20 protein-coding genes are annotated in these 17,419 nt (G+C 61.3%); 12 read left to right on the top strand and 8 right to left on the bottom strand.

The window, feature by feature from the left end; all coding sequences use genetic code 11:
* The 8 genes from nrdR to ribA are packed head-to-tail and all read left to right on the top strand — an operon-like array spanning window position 1 to window position 5,335.
* Window positions 1-450: a transcriptional regulator NrdR gene (nrdR, locus tag GH975_RS02100; protein ID WP_153712926.1), complete on the top strand. Its 450-nt coding sequence runs from the start codon at window positions 1-3 to the stop codon at window positions 448-450.
* Window positions 447-1,550, top strand: coding sequence for a bifunctional diaminohydroxyphosphoribosylaminopyrimidine deaminase/5-amino-6-(5-phosphoribosylamino)uracil reductase RibD (gene ribD, locus GH975_RS02105; protein ID WP_246164746.1), 1,104 nt, complete (start codon window positions 447-449; stop codon window positions 1,548-1,550). The genes nrdR and ribD overlap by 4 nt, the downstream gene beginning before the upstream one ends.
* Window positions 1,547-2,671 carry a bifunctional 3,4-dihydroxy-2-butanone-4-phosphate synthase/GTP cyclohydrolase II gene (gene ribBA, locus GH975_RS02110; RefSeq protein ID WP_153712927.1) on the top strand — a complete coding sequence of 375 codons (1,125 nt, stop codon included), beginning with the start codon at window positions 1,547-1,549 and terminating at the stop codon, window positions 2,669-2,671. Before ribD ends, ribBA begins: the two co-directional genes overlap by 4 nt.
* The gene (gene ribH / locus GH975_RS02115) at window positions 2,668-3,144 is read left to right on the top strand and encodes a 6,7-dimethyl-8-ribityllumazine synthase (protein ID WP_153712928.1); all 477 of its coding nucleotides are present in this window, start codon (window positions 2,668-2,670) and stop codon (window positions 3,142-3,144) included. Before ribBA ends, ribH begins: the two co-directional genes overlap by 4 nt.
* On the top strand, window positions 3,137-3,577 hold the full coding sequence (gene nusB / locus GH975_RS02120) for a transcription antitermination factor NusB (protein WP_153712929.1): 441 nt from the start codon (window positions 3,137-3,139) through the stop codon (window positions 3,575-3,577). Before ribH ends, nusB begins: the two co-directional genes overlap by 8 nt.
* Window positions 3,577-4,044, top strand: a complete 468-nt coding sequence (locus tag GH975_RS02125; RefSeq protein WP_153712930.1) for a phosphatidylglycerophosphatase A family protein — start codon at window positions 3,577-3,579, stop codon at window positions 4,042-4,044. Before nusB ends, GH975_RS02125 begins: the two co-directional genes overlap by 1 nt.
* A 47-nt stretch (window positions 4,045-4,091) precedes the next feature.
* Window positions 4,092-4,730, top strand: a complete 639-nt coding sequence (locus tag GH975_RS02130; RefSeq protein WP_153712931.1) for a retropepsin-like aspartic protease family protein — start codon at window positions 4,092-4,094, stop codon at window positions 4,728-4,730.
* Between the two features lie 11 nt (window positions 4,731-4,741).
* On the top strand, window positions 4,742-5,335 hold the full coding sequence (gene ribA / locus GH975_RS02135) for a GTP cyclohydrolase II (protein ID WP_153712932.1): 594 nt from the start codon (window positions 4,742-4,744) through the stop codon (window positions 5,333-5,335).
* Here the strand turns inward: ribA and dxs are convergent.
* Genes dxs through xseB form a run of 3 tightly spaced genes read right to left on the bottom strand, consistent with a single transcriptional unit; the run spans window position 5,325 to window position 8,343 of the window.
* Window positions 5,325-7,211 carry a 1-deoxy-D-xylulose-5-phosphate synthase gene (dxs, locus tag GH975_RS02140; protein WP_153712933.1) on the bottom strand — a complete coding sequence of 629 codons (1,887 nt, stop codon included), beginning with the start codon at window positions 7,209-7,211 and terminating at the stop codon, window positions 5,325-5,327. The genes ribA and dxs overlap by 11 nt on opposite strands.
* Before the next feature lie 48 nt (window positions 7,212-7,259).
* Window positions 7,260-8,144 carry a polyprenyl synthetase family protein gene (locus tag GH975_RS02145; protein ID WP_153712934.1) on the bottom strand — a complete coding sequence of 295 codons (885 nt, stop codon included), beginning with the start codon at window positions 8,142-8,144 and terminating at the stop codon, window positions 7,260-7,262.
* Window positions 8,137-8,343: an exodeoxyribonuclease VII small subunit gene (gene xseB, locus GH975_RS02150; RefSeq protein ID WP_153712935.1), complete on the bottom strand. Its 207-nt coding sequence runs from the start codon at window positions 8,341-8,343 to the stop codon at window positions 8,137-8,139. Before xseB ends, GH975_RS02145 begins: the two co-directional genes overlap by 8 nt.
* Before the next feature lie 155 nt (window positions 8,344-8,498).
* Between xseB and pomA the strand changes: the two genes are divergently transcribed.
* Entirely contained in the window at window positions 8,499-9,263 is a 765-nt protein-coding gene (pomA, locus tag GH975_RS02155; RefSeq protein ID WP_153712936.1) for a flagellar motor protein PomA, read from the top strand.
* Entirely contained in the window at window positions 9,263-10,375 is a 1,113-nt protein-coding gene (locus GH975_RS02160; RefSeq protein WP_153712937.1) for a MotB family protein, read from the top strand. The genes pomA and GH975_RS02160 overlap by 1 nt, the downstream gene beginning before the upstream one ends.
* A gap of 1 nt (window position 10,376) precedes the next feature.
* On the opposite strand, the gene glpD is transcribed toward GH975_RS02160, so the two are convergent.
* Window positions 10,377-11,822, bottom strand: a complete 1,446-nt coding sequence (gene glpD, locus GH975_RS02165) for a glycerol-3-phosphate dehydrogenase (protein ID WP_246164747.1) — start codon at window positions 11,820-11,822, stop codon at window positions 10,377-10,379.
* A 93-nt stretch (window positions 11,823-11,915) separates the two neighbouring features.
* On the opposite strand from glpD, the gene GH975_RS02170 reads away from it, so the two are divergent.
* Window positions 11,916-12,680 (top strand): DeoR family transcriptional regulator, encoded by a 765-nt coding sequence (locus tag GH975_RS02170; RefSeq protein WP_153712939.1) that lies wholly within the window; start codon window positions 11,916-11,918, stop codon window positions 12,678-12,680.
* Here the strand turns inward: GH975_RS02170 and GH975_RS02175 are convergent.
* Window positions 12,655-12,876, bottom strand: a complete 222-nt coding sequence (locus GH975_RS02175) for a hypothetical protein (protein WP_153712940.1) — start codon at window positions 12,874-12,876, stop codon at window positions 12,655-12,657. The genes GH975_RS02170 and GH975_RS02175 overlap by 26 nt on opposite strands.
* 2 nt (window positions 12,877-12,878) lie before the next feature.
* Entirely contained in the window at window positions 12,879-14,747 is a 1,869-nt protein-coding gene (locus GH975_RS02180; protein WP_153712941.1) for a lytic transglycosylase domain-containing protein, read from the bottom strand.
* On the opposite strand from GH975_RS02180, the gene GH975_RS02185 reads away from it, so the two are divergent.
* Complete coding sequence (locus GH975_RS02185) at window positions 14,736-15,611, top strand: TIGR01777 family oxidoreductase (protein ID WP_153712942.1); 876 nt, start codon at window positions 14,736-14,738, stop codon at window positions 15,609-15,611. The genes GH975_RS02180 and GH975_RS02185 overlap by 12 nt on opposite strands.
* On the opposite strand, the gene GH975_RS02190 is transcribed toward GH975_RS02185, so the two are convergent.
* Both GH975_RS02190 and GH975_RS02195 read right to left on the bottom strand, forming a co-directional pair.
* On the bottom strand, window positions 15,608-16,861 hold the full coding sequence (locus GH975_RS02190; protein ID WP_170272514.1) for an HDOD domain-containing protein: 1,254 nt from the start codon (window positions 16,859-16,861) through the stop codon (window positions 15,608-15,610). The two genes, GH975_RS02185 and GH975_RS02190, sit on opposite strands and share 4 nt — an antisense overlap.
* Window positions 16,862-16,931: 70 nt before the next feature.
* On the bottom strand, window positions 16,932-17,390 hold the full coding sequence (locus GH975_RS02195) for a ComF family protein (RefSeq protein WP_170272515.1): 459 nt from the start codon (window positions 17,388-17,390) through the stop codon (window positions 16,932-16,934).
* Window positions 17,391-17,419: the final 29 nt, after the last annotated feature.

The following is a 17,419-nucleotide window of genomic DNA, read 5'->3' on the forward strand; positions in this document are numbered from 1 at the left end:
ATGCGCTGCCCGTTTTGCTCGAACCCCGACACCAAGGTAATCGACTCTCGGTTGGTCGCCGATGCCTCGCAGGTCAAACGCCGGCGTGCGTGCAACGAGTGCAACGTGCGCTTTACGACCTTCGAGTCGGTCGAGCTGAGCTTGCCGCGGATCGTCAAGACCAACGGCGACCGTGAAACCTACGATTCCAGTAAGTTGCGCCGGGGCGTCATTCGAGCGTTGGAAAAACGCCCGGTATCGTCCGAACAGCTCGAGGCCATGCTGGACCGGGTTCAGCGCCGGCTGCAAGCGATCAGCGAGCGTGAGGTGCCCAGCCAGCGTTTGGGTGAAATCGTGATGTCCGAGCTGAAAACCTTGGATGCTGTGGCTTACGTGCGCTTCGCATCGGTTTATAAGTCATTCCAAGACGTCGCGGACTTCGTCAACGCGGTCAACGAGGCCAACGAGTGAGTGCGCTGGATGCCATGTACATGGCCAAGGCCATTATTTTGGCCAAATCCGTTCGTCATCTGACCCGAGCCAATCCGCGCGTGGGCTGTATTTTGGTTCGCGACGGTGATGTGATCGGCGCCGGTGCGACCCAGCCGCCAGGTGGTCCGCACGCTGAAATTGTGGCCCTGAATAGTTGTCCTGATGCGCGCGGCGCGACTGCCTATGTGACCCTTGAACCCTGTTCGCATACCGGTCGCACCCCGCCGTGCGTGGATGCCCTGATCAAAGCTGCGGTGATCCGGGTCGTGGTGGCTTGTGTCGACCCCAACCCGAAAGTCAACGGTGCCGGCCTGGAGCGCTTGCGCAGCGCCGGTATCCGCGTCGATATCGGCGTGCTCGAAAGCCAGGCCCGGGCCCTTAACCCCGGCTTTAACCGCCGCATGCGTGGTGGGCTGCCGTTTGTGCGGCTGAAGTTGGCGATGTCGCTGGACGGCGCGACTGCGATGGCCAACGGCCAGTCCAAGTGGATCACCGGGCCGATGGCACGGCGTCAGGTCCAGCGCATGCGCGCCCGCGCCGGGGCGGTGATTACGGGCGTCGGTACCGTCGTTGCGGATAATCCGAGCCTGAATGTGCGGTGGGATGAAACGGACCTGGATCCGGGTCCGCTGTTGCCGTCGGATCAGCCGCTGCGTGTGGTAATGGACCGCAGCGGACGCACGCCACTCGATGCCCAGCTTTTTAAAATACCTGGCCCGGTGATGATCATCAGCCAATCCGCGAGCGGCCCGACCCAGCAAGCCTGGGCCGATTGCGGTGCGCAGGTGGTGATGTTGACGGCGGTCACGCCGGCGACCGTGTTGGCTGAATTGGCCGATGCAGGCGTCAACGAGGTCATGGTCGAGGCCGGGCCGACCCTGGCGGGTGCTTGGATGGACGCGGGGTTGGTGGATCGTTTGGTGGTTTTTCAAGCGCCGCTCTTGATGGGAAGCCAGACAAGGCCTTTAATGCACACCCCCAATTGGACTGAGCTGTCCGACGCCGTCCGTTTACAACTGATTGAGTCCCGGGCCATCGGCACCGATCGCTGCCTAGAATACAGTGTGGAGAAAGCATGAAACTGAACAGCATTGAAGAGCTGATCGACGACATTCGCATGGGTCGAATGGTCATTTTGATGGATGACGAAGACCGCGAAAACGAAGGTGACCTGGTCATGAGCGCCTCGCATTGCCGTCCCGAAGATATCAATTTCATGGCCCGCGAAGGCCGTGGGTTGATTTGTTTGACGTTGACGCGTGACCGGTGTGAACAGCTGAACTTGCCGCTGATGGTGGGTGATAACGGCAGCGGCCATGGGACCAATTTCACGCTCTCGATCGAAGCGGCTGACGGCGTCACCACCGGCATCAGTGCAGCCGATCGTGCGCGCACGGTGTTGGCGGCCGTTGGCCCTAACGCAAAGCCTGCGGATATTGTCCAGCCCGGTCATATTTTCCCGCTGATGGCCCAGGACGGCGGCGTCTTGAACCGCGCCGGCCACACCGAAGCGGGCTGTGATTTGACGCGCCTAGCCGGTGTTGCTCCGGCCAGCGTTATCGTTGAGATCATGAACGAAGACGGCAGCATGGCGCGGCGGCCGGATTTGGAAGTGTTTGCTGAAAAACACGGCTTGAAGATCGGCACCATTGCGGACTTGATCCATTACCGCACGGTCCACGAACAGACCATCGAACGCGTGCGTGACGACAGCCTGGTCACGGTCTACGGCACCTTCCGAGCGATCACCTACAAAGACCATGTTCAAGGCGGCACGCACCTGGCTTTGATCAAGGGCGAGCCAAGTGCGGACACGCCGACGTTGACGCGGGTCCACGTGCCCGATCCGATTCGTGACCTGCTGTCGGCCGATCCGACCACGGTCAACAACTGGTCACTGTCGGCGGCGATGCAGGCGGTTCAGGCGGACGAAGGCCCGGGCGTGATTGTGCTGCTAGAAAATTGGGAAACCGAAAGCCTAGAAGAGCGCTTCGCCAACTACTTTGACAATACACCGAAGCCGGCGATCGCCCCGCGCGTGATGCCTTATTTGGGGATTGGCACCGGTTCTCAGATCCTTCGGGATGTCGGTGTCGGCAAGATGCGGTTATTATCGACCCCAATGAAATTCCCAGCGATTTCGGGCTTCGAGCTCGAAGTGGTTGAATACATTAAATGGCAGGAGCAAGACCCCTCATGAGCGAGATCCAAACGCTGAATGGCGACTTCACCAATGTTCAAGGCAACTACGCCATCGCAGTCGGCCGCTTTAACGAGTTTGTGGTCGACTCTTTGGTCAGCGGCGCCATTGACGCCCTGGTCCGCCATGGCGTTGATCGCGGTGACATCACCATCGCCAAAGCACCGGGCGCATACGAGCTGCCGCTGGTGTGTCAGAGCCTAGCGAACACCGGTAAATTCGACGCGGTGATTGCAATCGGTGCGGTCATTCGTGGCGGCACCCCGCATTTCGAATACGTGTCCGGCCCGGTCGCCGCCGCCCTCGGCAGCATCAGCCTGGACACCGGCGTGCCGGTTATCTTTGGCGTGCTAACCGTTGACAGCATCGAGCAGGCGATTGAACGGGCGGGCACTAAAGCCGGCAACAAGGGCGCTGATGCGGCCATGACTGCTATGGAAATGGTGTCGTTGCTGAGCCAAATTGATGACTGAGGGCGTAAAACCAGCAGCCCGTCACCGCGCACGTGAACTGGCCCTGCAGGCACTCTATCAATGGCAATTATCCGGTTATGACGCCAGCAATGCCGAAGCGCGTTTTCGTGCCCAAAATCATCTGGGCAAGGCCGACCCGGGCTATTTTCATGAAGTCTATAAAGGCGTATCGGGCGACAGCGCTAAGCTTGACGCCATTTTGGCGCCTTACCTTGAGCGGCCGGTCAAAGACGTCGATGCGGTGGCGCTGAACGTGCTGCGTATCGCGACCTGGGAGTTGTCCGAGCGGATTGACGTGCCCTACAAAGTGGTATTGAACGAGGCGGTCGATTTAACCAAGCGCTTTGGGGCCTCCGATGCCCACAAGTTCGTCAACGGCGTGCTCGATAAATTGGCGGCGCAACTGCGTCCGGTCGAGTTCAGCGCCAAATAATGCGGCTTATTCCCGCGCACCCGGTGCACTGGCTGGCGGTTGGGCTGGGCTCTGGCCTGACCAAAACCATGCCAGGCACCTTTGGCACCGTCGGTGGCATGGTCGCGTTTATACCGGCGCTGTGGTTGACCGATGTGTGGGTCGCTATTTGGGTCTTGTTGGGTGCCTTGGTGGGGCCGTGGATTTGTGGCAAAACCGCCCGCGACCTAAATTGCGGTGATCACGGCAGCATCGTCTGGGACGAGTGGGCAGGTATCTGGATCGCATTGGCGGTGGCGCCGCCATCGATTGGCGCTTGGATTGTCGCTTTTGTTCTGTTTCGAATTTTCGACATCTTTAAGCCCTGGCCGATTAATCGGCTCGAACGCCTCAAGCCGGTCGGCGTGGGGATCATGGCGGACGACCTGTTGGCCGGTGTTTTTGCCGCCGCCGGTGTCGTCGGACTAGCCCAATTGGGCCTGGTCTAGCCCCTCGGTCCGAGTCGGCGCCGGCACTGGCCGTCGACACTGACCGGATGACACTACCGAAGGCTGCCATCCTACTGGCACTCCCGATCGCGGGTATGGTCGCGGCGCAGCCTTTGTGGGTGGGCCAGCTGGGCGATGCGGCGCTGGTCGAACTGGACGGTACCTTGCATTCGTTGCAGCGTGGCGAGGTCGTGGCGGACATGGAGTTGCTGGCATTGGGCGAGCAACTGCAGCTGCGTTGGCAAGGCCAGTTACTGACGCTGGGACTGGCGGCGGCGCGTGCTCCGGCTGTGCAAAAAACGCGACTAACGTTGGAAAATCAAGGCGGCGGCTTTCAGGTCGCAGGCCGCATCGACGGGCGCGCGGTCGACTGGATGATCGACACCGGGGCGACCGAGGTGGTGATTAGTGAATCCTTAGCGGCGACGCTGGGCATTCAACCGCATCCGCGCGCCGCCCAGGTTAATACCGCCGCGGGCATGGTTCAGGGTCGACCGGCGTCGCTTGCGCGAATACAGATCGATCAGTGGGTGTTGACGGATGTGGCCGCGATCGTTTTGCCGGGTGATTATCCCGCGCGGCCGCTGTTGGGCCTCAGCGCATTGGCCCGATTTAAGATTCAGTTGCGTGCCAACAAGATGGTGCTGGAACCCATTCAAGGCAGTGGTATCATTCGCTCCCGCTAAAGGAGCTTGCGTTGATCACCTACGTCGAAACCTGCCAACTTCCCACCCAGTTCGGTGTCTTCGAGATGCACGGTTTTAGTGAGTCTGTGAACGGCCAGACCAAGGAACATGTGGTCTTGACCATGGGTGCCGTGAACACACCGGAGCCGGTGCTGGCGCGGGTTCACTCCGAGTGTTTGACCGGCGACGGCCTGTTTAGTTTGCGCTGTGACTGTGGCCCGCAACTGGAAGGCGCGATGGCGGCGATTGCTGAGGCCGGTCGTGGTGCGCTGTTTTACCTGCGCCAGGAAGGCCGCGGCATTGGTTTGATGAATAAAATTCGCGCGTATCACCTGCAAGACGGCGGAGCCGACACCGTTGAGGCCAACGAGGCGTTGGGTTTTGGCGCCGACCTGCGTGATTACGCCATTGTCGAACCCATGGCCTCGCATTTGGGTATCACCCAGGTGCGGTTGTTGACCAACAACCCGCGCAAGATTGATGCGCTGTCTGGGATGGGCATTGAGGTGGTCGCGCGGGTGCCGCTTAAAAAGGGCCACAACCGCCACAATGAACGCTATTTGGCGACCAAGGGCGACCGCCTAGGTCATCTGTTTAACGACTAAGTGCCGCCAAGCGCTGGTCGATGGCGGCGCTGATGCCGGCGCTGTCCAGGCCGACCGATGCGTACATGGCGTCGGCTTTGCCGCCTTCCAAGTAACTGTCCGGTAAACCCAGCACCAGGGTTGGCGTGTTCAGGTTCATCGACGCTAGGGCCTCGAGCACGGCCGAGCCGGCGCCGCCCATTTGGGCATGGTCCTCTAAGGTGACCAGCAAGTCGTGTGACGCCGCGGCGGCGCGCACGGCACCTTCATCCATCGGTTTGACCCAACGCATGTCGATCAGGCTGTAGCCGCGTGCTTGGCACAGCTGCGTGGCCTGGTGCAGCAAGGTGCCAAACGCCAACACGGCGACGCCGCGCCCGGACAGGCGTGTGATGGCCTCGCCGACCGCCAGGGCGTCCAGTGAGCTGCCGGCGGCGGCACCGATGCCGGCACCGCGCGGGTAGCGCACGGCGGCCGGGCCGGGGTGCTGGTAGGCCGCATTGAGCAAGCCGCGGGCATCGGTTTCGTCCGACGGCGTTGCGATCAAAAGCCCCGGAATCGTGCGCAAAAAAGCGGTGTCGTAAACGCCGGCATGGGTCGGGCCGTCCTCGCCGACCAGGCCGGCGCGGTCAATTGCAAAGGTCACATCCAGGTCTTGGATGGCGACATCGTGAATCAGTTGATCGTAGCCGCGCTGTAAAAAGGTCGAATAAATCGCCAGTACCGGCTTCAGCCCTTCGCAGGCAAAGCCGGCGGCCAGCGTGACGCTGTGTTGTTCGCAGATGGCGACGTCGTGGTAACGCTTGGGGTAGCGCTCGCTAAATGCGACCAAGCCCGAGCCCTCGCGCATGGCCGGCGTGATCGTCAGCAAACGCGGATCGGCGGCGGCTTGATCCAGCGCCCATTGGCCGAACACCTGACTGAAAGTCGGCTTGCTCGGCGCGCTGTCGGCGGCCGGCTTGGGGTCGATTTTGGTGATGGCGTGATACTTGATCGGGTTGCTTTCGGCGGGTTGGAAGCCGCAGCCCTTTTGCGTCACCAGGTGTAAAAAATTCGGTCCCGGACGGTTAGTCAGCGTATCAATCGCATTCAGCAGTTGGCCCATGTCGTGGCCATCGATCGGGCCGATGTAATTCCAGCCCATGGCTTCGAACAACGACGCCGGCGAAATCAGGCTTTTGACCTGTTCTTCGGTTTTCTTGGCCAACTCGGCTGCCGGTGGAATGATTTCCAGCAGTTTGCGGGCGTCATCGCGCATGCGGCTGTAGGCTTTGGAGCTCAGCAGTTGGGCCAGATAATTCGACAACCCGCCGACACTTTGGCTGATCGACATATCGTTGTCGTTAAGCACCACTAGCATATTGGCCCGTGTCGTGCCGCCGTGGGCGAGTGCTTCAAAGGCCATGCCCGCGGTCAGTGCGCCGTCGCCAATCACCGACACCACACGCCGCGGTTCGCCTTTTTGCTGGGCGGCCAAGGCCATGCCCAGTCCGGCGCTGATGCTGGTGGACGAATGACCGACGCCAAAGGTGTCGTACTCGCTCTCGTGGCGCGCGGGGAATGCCGCCAAACCGCCGGACTGACGAATGCTGGGCATCTGTTCACGGCGGCCGGTCAAAATTTTGTGCGGGTAGGCTTGGTGGCCGACATCCCACAGCAGTCGGTCGTGCGGGGTATCCAGCAAGTAATGCAGCGCGACCGTCAGTTCGACCACGCCGAGGCCGGCACCAAAGTGACCGCCGGATTGGCCGACGCTATACAGCAGGTAGGCGCGCAGCTCGTCGGCTAGGGTACCAAGTTGGGCACGTGACAATGCCCGCAGCGCATCCGGGGTCGAGGCTGAGTCAAGCAATGGCGTCGATGGACGCTGAAGTGGTATCTGGTGAAAGATCCGCATAGTTTCCTTCCGATCAGGGCGCGATGGTACCTAAATGCGCCCCAAAGATCAGGCGTTGCGTTGCGATAATCGCGCAACAATCGCCAGTATCGGAGCAGGATTGGGCAGGCTAGAGGCCAGGCTGTTGACCCCGCTTAGCATGTCGTCAACCAAGGCCTGGGATTCAGCCACACCTAACAAGGTCACAAAGGTTGATTTGTTTTGATCGTGATCCGACCCGGCCGGCTTGCCCAGCGCCTCGGTGCTGGCGGTGACGTCCAAAACATCGTCCTGGACTTGGAACGCCAGACCCAGTGTTTGGCCGATTTGGATCAGCGTATCCAGTTGCATGGGGTCCGCATTGGCACTGAGTCCACCGATTTCACAACAGGCCCGGATCAGTGCGCCGGTCTTACGGCTGTGCATCAGTTCTAGTTGATCCAGCCCAGTGGACTGGTTTTCGGCCAGTAAATCCAACGACTGTCCGTCGACCATGCCGGCGCCACCGGCAGCGCGCGCAAGCGCGGTAACGCTGGCGGCCAGTTGGCCTTGGGCCAGCAGCGGCCAGGCCGGGTCGGCCAGGGCTTCGAAGGCCAACGCCTGCAACGCATCCCCGGCCAAAATAGCGTGCGCCTCGCCGTGGGCGATATGGCAGCTGGGTTGACCACGGCGCAAATCGTCATCGTCCATGGCCGGCAAGTCATCGTGAATCAGTGAATAGGTGTGGATGCACTCAATCGCGATCGCAGCGCGATCGCCCAAGGCCGGGTCCATGCCCAAGGCTTGGCAGCTGGCCCACACCAGCGCCGGGCGCAGCGCTTTGCTCGGCGCCTGCAGGCTGTATTGGATCGCATCGCCAAGCGCCAGTGACTGGTTGCCCAGGCGCCCCAACGCGGCCGTCAACAGCGGCGCAATGCGCTGCTGCGCGAGGGCCAAGGGGTCTGTGTTATTCACTGGGTGCGTCGTCGCCTTCGTTCATCAACTGGCTGATGCGCTGCTCGGCTTGGTTGAGCAGCGTCGAACACTGCTTTGACAGCGCCATGCCTTGTTCAAAGGCGGCCATGGCCTCGGCCAGCGGCACGTCGCCGCTTTCTAGGCGCGTCACCAAGCTTTCTAGTTGATCAAGTTGTTGTTCAAAACTGGGCTCGCTCATGCGGATTCCTGCGCTAAAAAATCTGCGCACACAGTAGCCGCTTTGGTCTGAGCGCTCAACGCGCGGACTTCAGATTTTGGCGTGCCGGCCGATAGCCTAACTAATTGCTAAAACCAACTAGACTGTTGTGGCATCAACAACGAAGGGAATAATCAGTGGACATAGCCTCCTTACTTGGCATGTTAGGTGCTTTTGCGATCGTCTTGGCAGCCATCTTTTTGGGTGGTTCGGCCGGTATGTTTATGAACATCCCCTCGCTGCTGATCGTGATCGGCGGCTCGCTGTTTGTGGTTTTGATTAAATTTCCGTTGGGCCAGTTTTTGGGCGCAATCAGCGTCGCCGCGAAAGCCTTCATGTTTAAAATGGCGACGGTTGAAGAGCTGATCGACGAAGTCGTTGAGTTGGCGAACTTGGCGCGCAAGGGCGGTTTGTTGGCGCTGGAATCGGTCGAGGTCTCGCACCCCTTTATGAAAAAAGGCGTCCAGATGTTGGTCGACGGTTTCGACGAGGCCGTGGTCCGAGAAATGTTAGAAAAGGACATCCGCCTGTCCGCCGACCGCCACGGCTGGGGCAGCAAGGTATTTTTGGCGATCGGCGACGTCGGCCCAGCCATGGGCATGATTGGCACCTTGATCGGGCTGGTTCAAATGCTGGCCAACATGTCGGACCCCAAATCGATCGGTCCGGCGATGGCGGTGGCGCTGTTGACGACCCTGTATGGCGCGATGCTGGCGACCATGGTGGCGCTGCCGATGGCGGATAAGCTGGAGCTGCGTCGGGACGAAGAAAAACGTGCAAAAACCTTGATTCTGGATGGCTTGCTGGCGATTCAGGCGGGTCAAAATCCGCGCATTATTGAGTCGCTGCTGCGCACCTACTTGCCCGGCAAGAAACAAGAAGCCCAGGAAGCCGCGGCTTAATGGCGACCGAAGAAGAATGCGATTGCCCCGCGGGCATTCCAGCCTGGGTCATGACCTTTGCCGATCTGATGTCGCTGCTGATGTGCTTTTTCGTGCTGTTGCTGTCGTTTTCCGAAATGGACGTGCTCAAATTTAAGCAGCTGATGGGGTCGGTCAAATTCGCCTTTGGTGTCCAGTCCGAGATCGAAGCCAAGGCCATCCCCAAAGGCACCAGCATCATTGCTCAGGAATTCTCGCCGGGCACGCCGCGGCCGACCCCGGCGCCCACCGTTCAGCAGCAAACCACGCGAACCGACTTATCGACGCTGGACATTCCGCCGCCGACGTCCGAGACCGCGCCCAAGCAAAGTGAAAAAGCCAGCGCCGAAGATTCGGCGGACGGGCGCGAGAGCAAGTCGCCAAACGACAGCGAGGTGCCGGTGGACAGTGTCGAAAGCAGCACGGCCGCGGCCGAGGGTGCGGCGCCTTCGGTGCTAGACGTCGACACCACCGACCCCGAATCCGAAGAGTTAGAACGTGGGGGCTTGCGCAAACAACTGGTGTTGCAGACCGAAACCGATAAGAAAGCGATTGACCAAGCCTTGAGCCAGGAAATCCGTGATGGCTTGGTCGAAGTCGAAACCGAAGGTCGAAAGATCATTATTCGCGTCAACGAGCGAAATTCGTTTGACCCGGGGCGAGCGGACGTCAACCCGCGCTTTATTCCGGTGCTGCGCAAGATCCGCGAGATGCTCGGCATTACGCCGGGCACCGTGCGTATCGAGGGCCACACCGATGGCCGTTCCAGCACCGGCGTTTTTCGCAACGAGCTGGAACTGAGTGCGATGCGCGCGAATGCGGTCGCCGGCGAACTGTTGGCTGGCCGGGTACTGGATGTGACGCGCTTCTCGGTGGTCGGCCAAGGCAGTTCGTTACTGCGCGCGAATGGCCTGGGACCGGATGCCTTGGCGGCCAACCGCCGGGTTGAAATTATCGTTGATCAGGGCATTGGGGTCGGCAATATTCGCGGGCAAAATATTGACGCGGCGGCGTCCACCGACCGCCGTATTCGTGACGACCAAGACCCGCGCCTACGCAGCCGCTTTCAGCTCGGATCCGACGAAATATTCTAGCCTAGCCGACCTCGGCGGCCAGCCATTGGGCCACTCGTTGGCGCTCGGACTCGCTCAAGAACAAGCCCATTTTCGAGCGGCGGTACAGCACATCGTCCAAGGACCGCGCCCACTCTTGGTGGCACATATGGCGGACTTCGGCTTCATATAGCCCGGCGCCGAAATGTTCACCCATGCTGTCGATGCCGGTGCCGACGATGTCCCGGGCGATGGTGCCGTAGCCCCGAACCAGACGGCGTGCTAAGCGTGCGTCCAGCCCCAGCGTCATCAGTTCAGCCTGTAAGGCGTCGACATCGAGCCCTTCGGCGCCGGGCAGTGTGGCGGTTTGCGTCCACTGCGGACCCATCGCCGGAAATACCTCGGCTAACTTATCCACCGCCTTTTCAGCCAAGGTTCGGTAGGTGGTCAGCTTGCCCCCGTGCACGCTCAACAGCGGCGCGCGGCTGCGATCCAAAATCAGCCGGTAGTCGCGGGTGACCTTTTGCGCACTGCCGTCGCCGTCGTCCATCAGCGGTCGCACCCCGGCATAGTCCCAGACCACGTCGTCGGCGCTGGGGGCATTGGTGAAAAAGCGTGCCCCCGCGGCCAACAGGTAATCGCGCTCGTCGTCCGAGCAACGGGCGGCGCCGGGGTCACCGTGGATTTCGATGTCGGTGGTGCCGATCAGGCTAAAGTCATCCAGCCACGGCAGCACGAACACCACGCGGCCGTCGTCGTTGGGTAAAATGTAGGCGCGCTCGTCGTCGTATAGCTTTGGCACCACGATGTGGCTGCCTTTGACTAGCCTTGCGGGGTGTGGCGACTGGCCATCCAGACCACGAAAGACCTGGTCAACCCAGGGTCCGGCGGCATTGACCACGGCCCGTGCATGCAGTGTTTCGTCGCCGTTCGGCCCGCTGATACTGACCACCCAGCCGTCGTCGTTTGCGCGCGCTTCAACAAATCGAGTGCGGGTACGGATATGCGCGCCGTGATCCGCGGCCTGGATCGCATTCAGCGTCACCAGGCGGGCGTCGTCGACCCACAAATCTGAGTACTCAAAGCCGCTGCGCGCGTGCGCCAGTAACAGGTCGTCATGGCTTTTCCAACTGCGGGTGCTGGGTAAGCTGACGCGCTTGCCCAAATGGTCATATAAGAACAGGCCGATGCGGACCAGCCAGGCCGGACGGCCGTTTCGCTGGTGCGGCAACCGAAAGCGCAACGGCCAGGCAATGTGCCCGGCTTTGGCAAGCAATACCTCGCGCTCTTTGAGGGCCTCGTGGACCAGCCGAAACTCGTAGTGTTCGAGGTAGCGAAGGCCGCCGTGAATGAGCTTGGAGCTGTTGGAGCTGGTCGCCTGAGCCAAGTCACCTTGCTCGACCAAGGTCACCGATAGGCCGCGACCGGCCGCGTCGTTGGCAATGCCAACCCCGTTAATGCCACCACCTATGACCAAAAGATCAATCATCATGAAGTTCGCTAAAGTTCGAATATGCTTGGAGTATATTCAAAGCGAACATAAAAGAAAGTGTTTGACCGCTCAGTCGGCTAAACTTGCCGTATGAATTTACAGCCACGCGAACGCGCTATTTTGGCCCAGGCCCGGGAACTCGGTTTTGTCTCGGTCGAGGGCATTGCCCAGGAATTTGAGGTGACCTTGCAAACTGCTCGGCGCGATCTGGGGCGCTTGGCCGAGGCTGGCTGGTTGGAGCGGGTACGTGGCGGCGCGATTCCGCTGGGCGAGAGTGAGTCGAGCGAGTACATCCGGCGCAAGCAGAGCGGGCGTGCGGCCAAACGGGCGATTGCCAAGGCGGTGGCCGAGCGCATCCCGGACAGTGCGTCGTTGTTTATCAACATTGGCACCACCAACGAGGCGGTGGCCGAAGCGCTGATTGGGCACCAAGGTTTGCAGGTGGTGACCAATAACATTCATGTGGCGGCGATTCTTTCGTCGCGCTCGGACGCACGCGTGGTCATTGCCGGTGGTGAAGTGCGCAGCGAAGACGGCGGCGTGGTTGGCGAAGCGACCCGGGATTTCATTGATCAGTTTCGGTTGGATTTTGCCGTGCTGGGGATCAGTGCAGTGGACGCTGACGGCGTGTTACTGGAACACGATTACCGTGAAGCGCGCGTCGCCCAAGGCTTGATTCGCAATGCGCGCTGCCGAATTTTGGTCGCCGAGGGGGTCAAGTTTGAACGCACAGCGATGACCCGCGTGGCGTCATTGGCAGACATGAGCATGGTTGTCAGTGACGTCGCGATGCCGCCCAATTTGCCAAAGTTCAGCCAGCTAGAGTGGATTACAGCAGCTGGCTCAGCAAGCTAAGCACGACCCCGGCAATCATTAGCGCAACACCTGAGCGGTGGACTTTAAACTCGGTCGGGCTCATGTCCACGCGCGGCTGCCAGAACTTAATCAGTCCAACCCAGTTGCGTGTGCGCGCGGCATTCATCACCAGCGCGCCAATAAGCACGATAATGCCGGTGACAAATACCACGCGGTGCAGTGTTTCGAAATCCATGTCTAGGGGCTCGTTGCAGCGAAAACGGGTTGCATCCTATCGGAAAGACGGGCGCTTCGGCCACTTAGTCGGTAGTCGTACAAAACCGCGGCGTGCATGACTTTTTGAACATAACCGCGGGTTTCCTTGTAGGGAATGGTTTCGGCCCAGCGCGCGCCGTCGATCGACCCGCCGCTGGGGCGCCAGCGCTCAACCGCGTTCGGGCCGGCGTTGTAGGCGGCAGTGGTCATCAGCTGATTCCCGGCAAAGCGCTCCAGTAGCGCGTTTAGGTAGTGGACGCCGAACTGCACATTGACCGCCGGTTCCAGCAACATTGCGCTGCCGCGCCACTGGGTTTTGAGCTGGCGCGCCAGGTTGCGCCCGGTGGTCGGCATGATTTGCATCAGCCCAAGGGCACCGGCGCCGCTTTGAACATCGCTCTGAAATAGGCTTTCGGAGCGGGTTAAGGCCAGTGCCCAAGCGGTGTCGACGCCGCCGGGGACCGCATGCTCGTTAATCAGTCCGCCAAGACTGGCCGGGTGGGTGTAAGTCAGTCCGCGCAGCCCGGTGTTGACCGCGCCGCGAATGACCTCACTGTCCCAGCCCCAGCGGCGCGCCAATTCAGTCGCATCGCTGCGCTGGTCGCGGTTGAGGGCGCGCCAGTCCGCCCGCCATTGCAGGCGTGCCCGGCCGACCAAGCCTGCGAGCCACAGCTCGCGCGCGATCTGCTGACCGACCGTTAGGCTGCGATTGGCGCGCGGTTTGATCGGGCTGGTGGGGTGTGCGTAGGACAGTCCAAGGGCGTCGGCGGCCAAAAAACCGTAGTAGCTGTTGGACCGCGCCGCCGCACGGTAGTGCTCTAGAGCGGGCGTTTCCTGGCCGCTCTGCTGCAGCGCCCATCCGCGCCAATACTGCCAGCGCGGTGAGGCTTGCCGCGCGCTTGGCAAGCGATCAATTTCGCGCAGTACCTGTGCCGGCTGATTGCGGGTCAGGTAGTAGCGCACGGACCACTCGTCCAGCCCGGCGGTTTGGTAGGGCCGGTTAAGGGCCTGTAAATAGCCTTCGGCACGGTCGCTACCGTCCAAGATAGCGTGCAGGGCTTGTAACTCTTTGACTTCGGTAGTCACCTTTGGATCCAGCGACAGACGTGGCCAGATGGCCTCCAGCGCATCGGGGTCACGCTTGGCCAAGGCCTGTGCGGCGACCGTCATAAACTCACCACCTGCTCGTAGGTAGTCGTCGGGCTGTGTGCGCGCTCGATGCCAGTTCTCGACACGCGTTTGGTTGAGCGGGCCGAGCTCCGCAGCTAGCGACCGCGCGAGGCCAATTTGACCGGCGTCCAAGGCCAAATCCAGGCGCTGACGCATCACCCAGGCACTGATCCAGCCGCGCTCTCGCATGGCGTCGAACAGGTCGTCGCAGGCGACCGGGCGGCTGCGCGGGTGGCGGTACAGCGCCAGCGCTTTGGATTGGCTGCCACGGCCCAGTGCCAGGCGGGCCTGTTCCAACCGGCACTGGGTCGCGACGTCGGCACTGCGCGGCGCCAGAGCGATGGCATCGGTCCAGCGTTGGCTGGCAACGGCGCGTTCGACCCAGTGCGCACGCAGCCGCTGCTGGCTGTGATGCTGGCTAACACCGGCCAAAAATGCCTCGGCCTGAGCCAGTGCTGGAACGGTGTCGTGGCGCCGGGCGGCCTCGATTTCCAGTTCCGGGTACAGCCGGTACTCTTGAATTGATGAGGCCAAGGCCTCCCAAGGCTGGTCGCGTTCCAGTGCCTGCCAGGCCTGTGCGAATGTTTGTCGCTGCTGGATCAGCGCGTCACTGGCAAATGCCGGCGGCGCCCCCACCCATAGGGAAAGGTAAATTAAGGAAGCACGCAGATGTCGAAGCATTGGTTAGTCACCGGTGGCAGTGGATTTGTCGGTCGCGCGTTTATTCAGTCGCGTCTGGCCGCAGGCGATCAAATTACCGCCTTGACGCGTCGGACGGGGGATGCCCGTGCGGCGCTGGATCAAAATGTGACATGGGTGTCCCACTGGGCGCAAATTAAAACGCCGGTCCAGCGGGTCATGAATCTGGCCGGTGAGGGCATTGCCGATGCACGCTGGACCCAGCGCCGTCGCGACCAGCTGCTGGCCAGTCGGGTCGAGTTGACGCGGGATTGGATTCAGGCCCTGGCCGCGCACCCGATCGAGCACGTTATCAGCGCCTCGGCGATTGGTTGGTACCCAACAGGTGCCGATCCACTGGATGAACAGTCGCCGCCAGGGACCGGGTTTGCCAGCGAGCTGTGTCAGCAATGGGAGGCCAGTCTGGCCGGTTTGGATTGTCCGACCGCGATTGTACGTATCGGGGTGGTGCTGGGGCCGGGTGGCTTTTTGGCGCGGATGTTGCCGCTTTTCAAGGTCGGTCTGGGCGGGCCATTGGGCTCGGGCATTCAAGGCTTTAGCTGGATCCAGCGCGATGATTTAGTGGCGCTGTTTAATTGGTTGTCGGCCTCGGACCGCGTCGGTGTGTTCAATGGTGTGGCGCCCGGTGCCGTCACCCAAAAAGCCATGGCCCAAGCCTTGGGCCGCGTGCTAGGGCGTCCGGCGCTGATGCCGACACCGGGTTTTGCGATGAAGCTGGCGTTTGGACAAATGGCCGACGAGTTGCTGCTTAGCGGCCATTTTGTCGAACCCAAGGCGGCCTGCGCCGCGGGTTTTGAATTCGCCCACCCCGAGATCGAGGGTGCGATTGCCCACAGCCTGCCTTAGTAGGCGACGGCGGCGCGCGAGCGCGCGCTATCGATCAGGTCGAGGCTAAATTCGGGGCTTAGCGACAGGCTTTGGCCGAGCACCTCAAAGGCCGGGCTGTCTAGCCAGGGCTGGGGTGGCTGGGTCGGATCACAGGCTTGGGCGTGCAGGCACGCTAGCTGCATCACCTGCTCCTCAACGGTGGCGTCCTCGGGCAAGGGGTGCCCGCCTCGAAGCTGCGCCAGGCGCTGGGTCTGGGTTCCCAGTCCCCATTCACGAATCATTAGCAAATTGGCTTCGGCGTGGCATTCGGCCAGCGCCGCACGGGCGGCGTCGATGTCCCGCCCCAGCTCGGTGTCGGCGTCTAGGTAGCACAGCATGATCAGCTCGCCGACCCCGGTCCACATGACCCGCGTCGCCAGATCCGCCGGCGCCGTTACGTGCGCGCGTTCGGCCAGTGTTCGCGCCAGCGCCGCCACCAACGCCGAGTGCTGGTAGCGCTCCTTCCACAGCTCGGCAATCGCGGGGTTCATGAAATCCTGCACAGCCTGCACTTCGACGATATCGCGCAAGGTTGCCGGATCCAGCGATTGCAGGGCAGCACGCAATTCACCGCTCGGTTCGACTGGGGGGTCGATTAACTGGGCGCAGCGAAAAATCCGCGCGGCAATCAGCGGCTCCGTCAGCAGCACACCGGGTAGCGCAGCTTCGTTGGCGGCGGCAACGGTGCGTTTGAAGTTGGCGCCCATTGCGTTCGGCATAAACCAGCGCAGGGCCCGGGCCGACAAGTCCGCGGTCATGCTCAGGTAAAATGGGTAGGCCGACAGGTGCGGGTCGTTTACGTCAAACACACGAATTTCGTCGCTGACCTGGACCTGGTCCAGCAGGCGTTTGAGCGCGGCCCGGTCGATACTCAAAATTGCGCTGGGCAGGACCACCTCGGCTTTAAACTTGCGTGGTCGCAAGCGCGCAATGGCTTTGGCTGCGCGCGGCGAACCGGCTGGGATTTCGGTGCGCTTGCCGTCATCAGCGACCAGGTCGATCTGGCCGTCAAGCAACAGATAATCGCGGTTGTCGTTAGCGCCCAGGTCAAACAGGATCGAGCCCGGTCGCATGCGTTCGATTTCAAAGTGCGGCGCAATCATCGCCAGATCGTCCAGCGCCATCTGGTCAAACACCTCGAATGCGCGCAGTTGCTGGGCACTGACACGGTCCTGGAACTGGCTGATTGAGGTTGTTTCAGGTGTTTTTTGTGTACGACTGAACCGCATGTGTCTTGTCCAAAATAGAGTCCGATGCGTTAAGCCTAGATCAGTTTGGCAACTTTGCAGGGACATTGGTTCAGGCCCGTGCGATCACTAACCAGGCCTCGATGATATGGCCCTCGGCGCTAAGCTGATCGTGGGCTTGGCGCAGGCTGTGCCCGCTGGCCATCAGGTCATCGACCAGCCACAGTCGTCCGAGTGGCTGTGGCTGGTAGCGAAACCCCTTGGCGGCTTGGCGTTGGCCGTGGTGCCGAGTGCGGCTGTGGATCCGCCAGGGTGGCTGTAAGGTTGGCACTACCGCAATACCGCGTCCGCGACCGATCGCGATGGCCAGACCGGCTGCGGTATCGCCACCGCGGCGCAGTCGGCTAAGGCGTTGGCTGGGGATGTAGGTCAGGGCATCGGGGCGCATGAGGTGGCGCGACTGGATTGCCAGTTGCTGTCCGCACCAATCGTTTAAACGTTGGTCACGCCCGTGCTTGACGGCTAACACGATGCGCCGCAGGGCGCCGGCAAAGGGACCCAGCGAAAACACCCGGACGCCCAATGGGATGCTGGTGTCGA

It is taken from the genome of Litorivicinus lipolyticus (assembly GCF_009650135.1).
GTDB lineage: Bacteria > Pseudomonadota > Gammaproteobacteria > Pseudomonadales > Litorivicinaceae > Litorivicinus > Litorivicinus lipolyticus.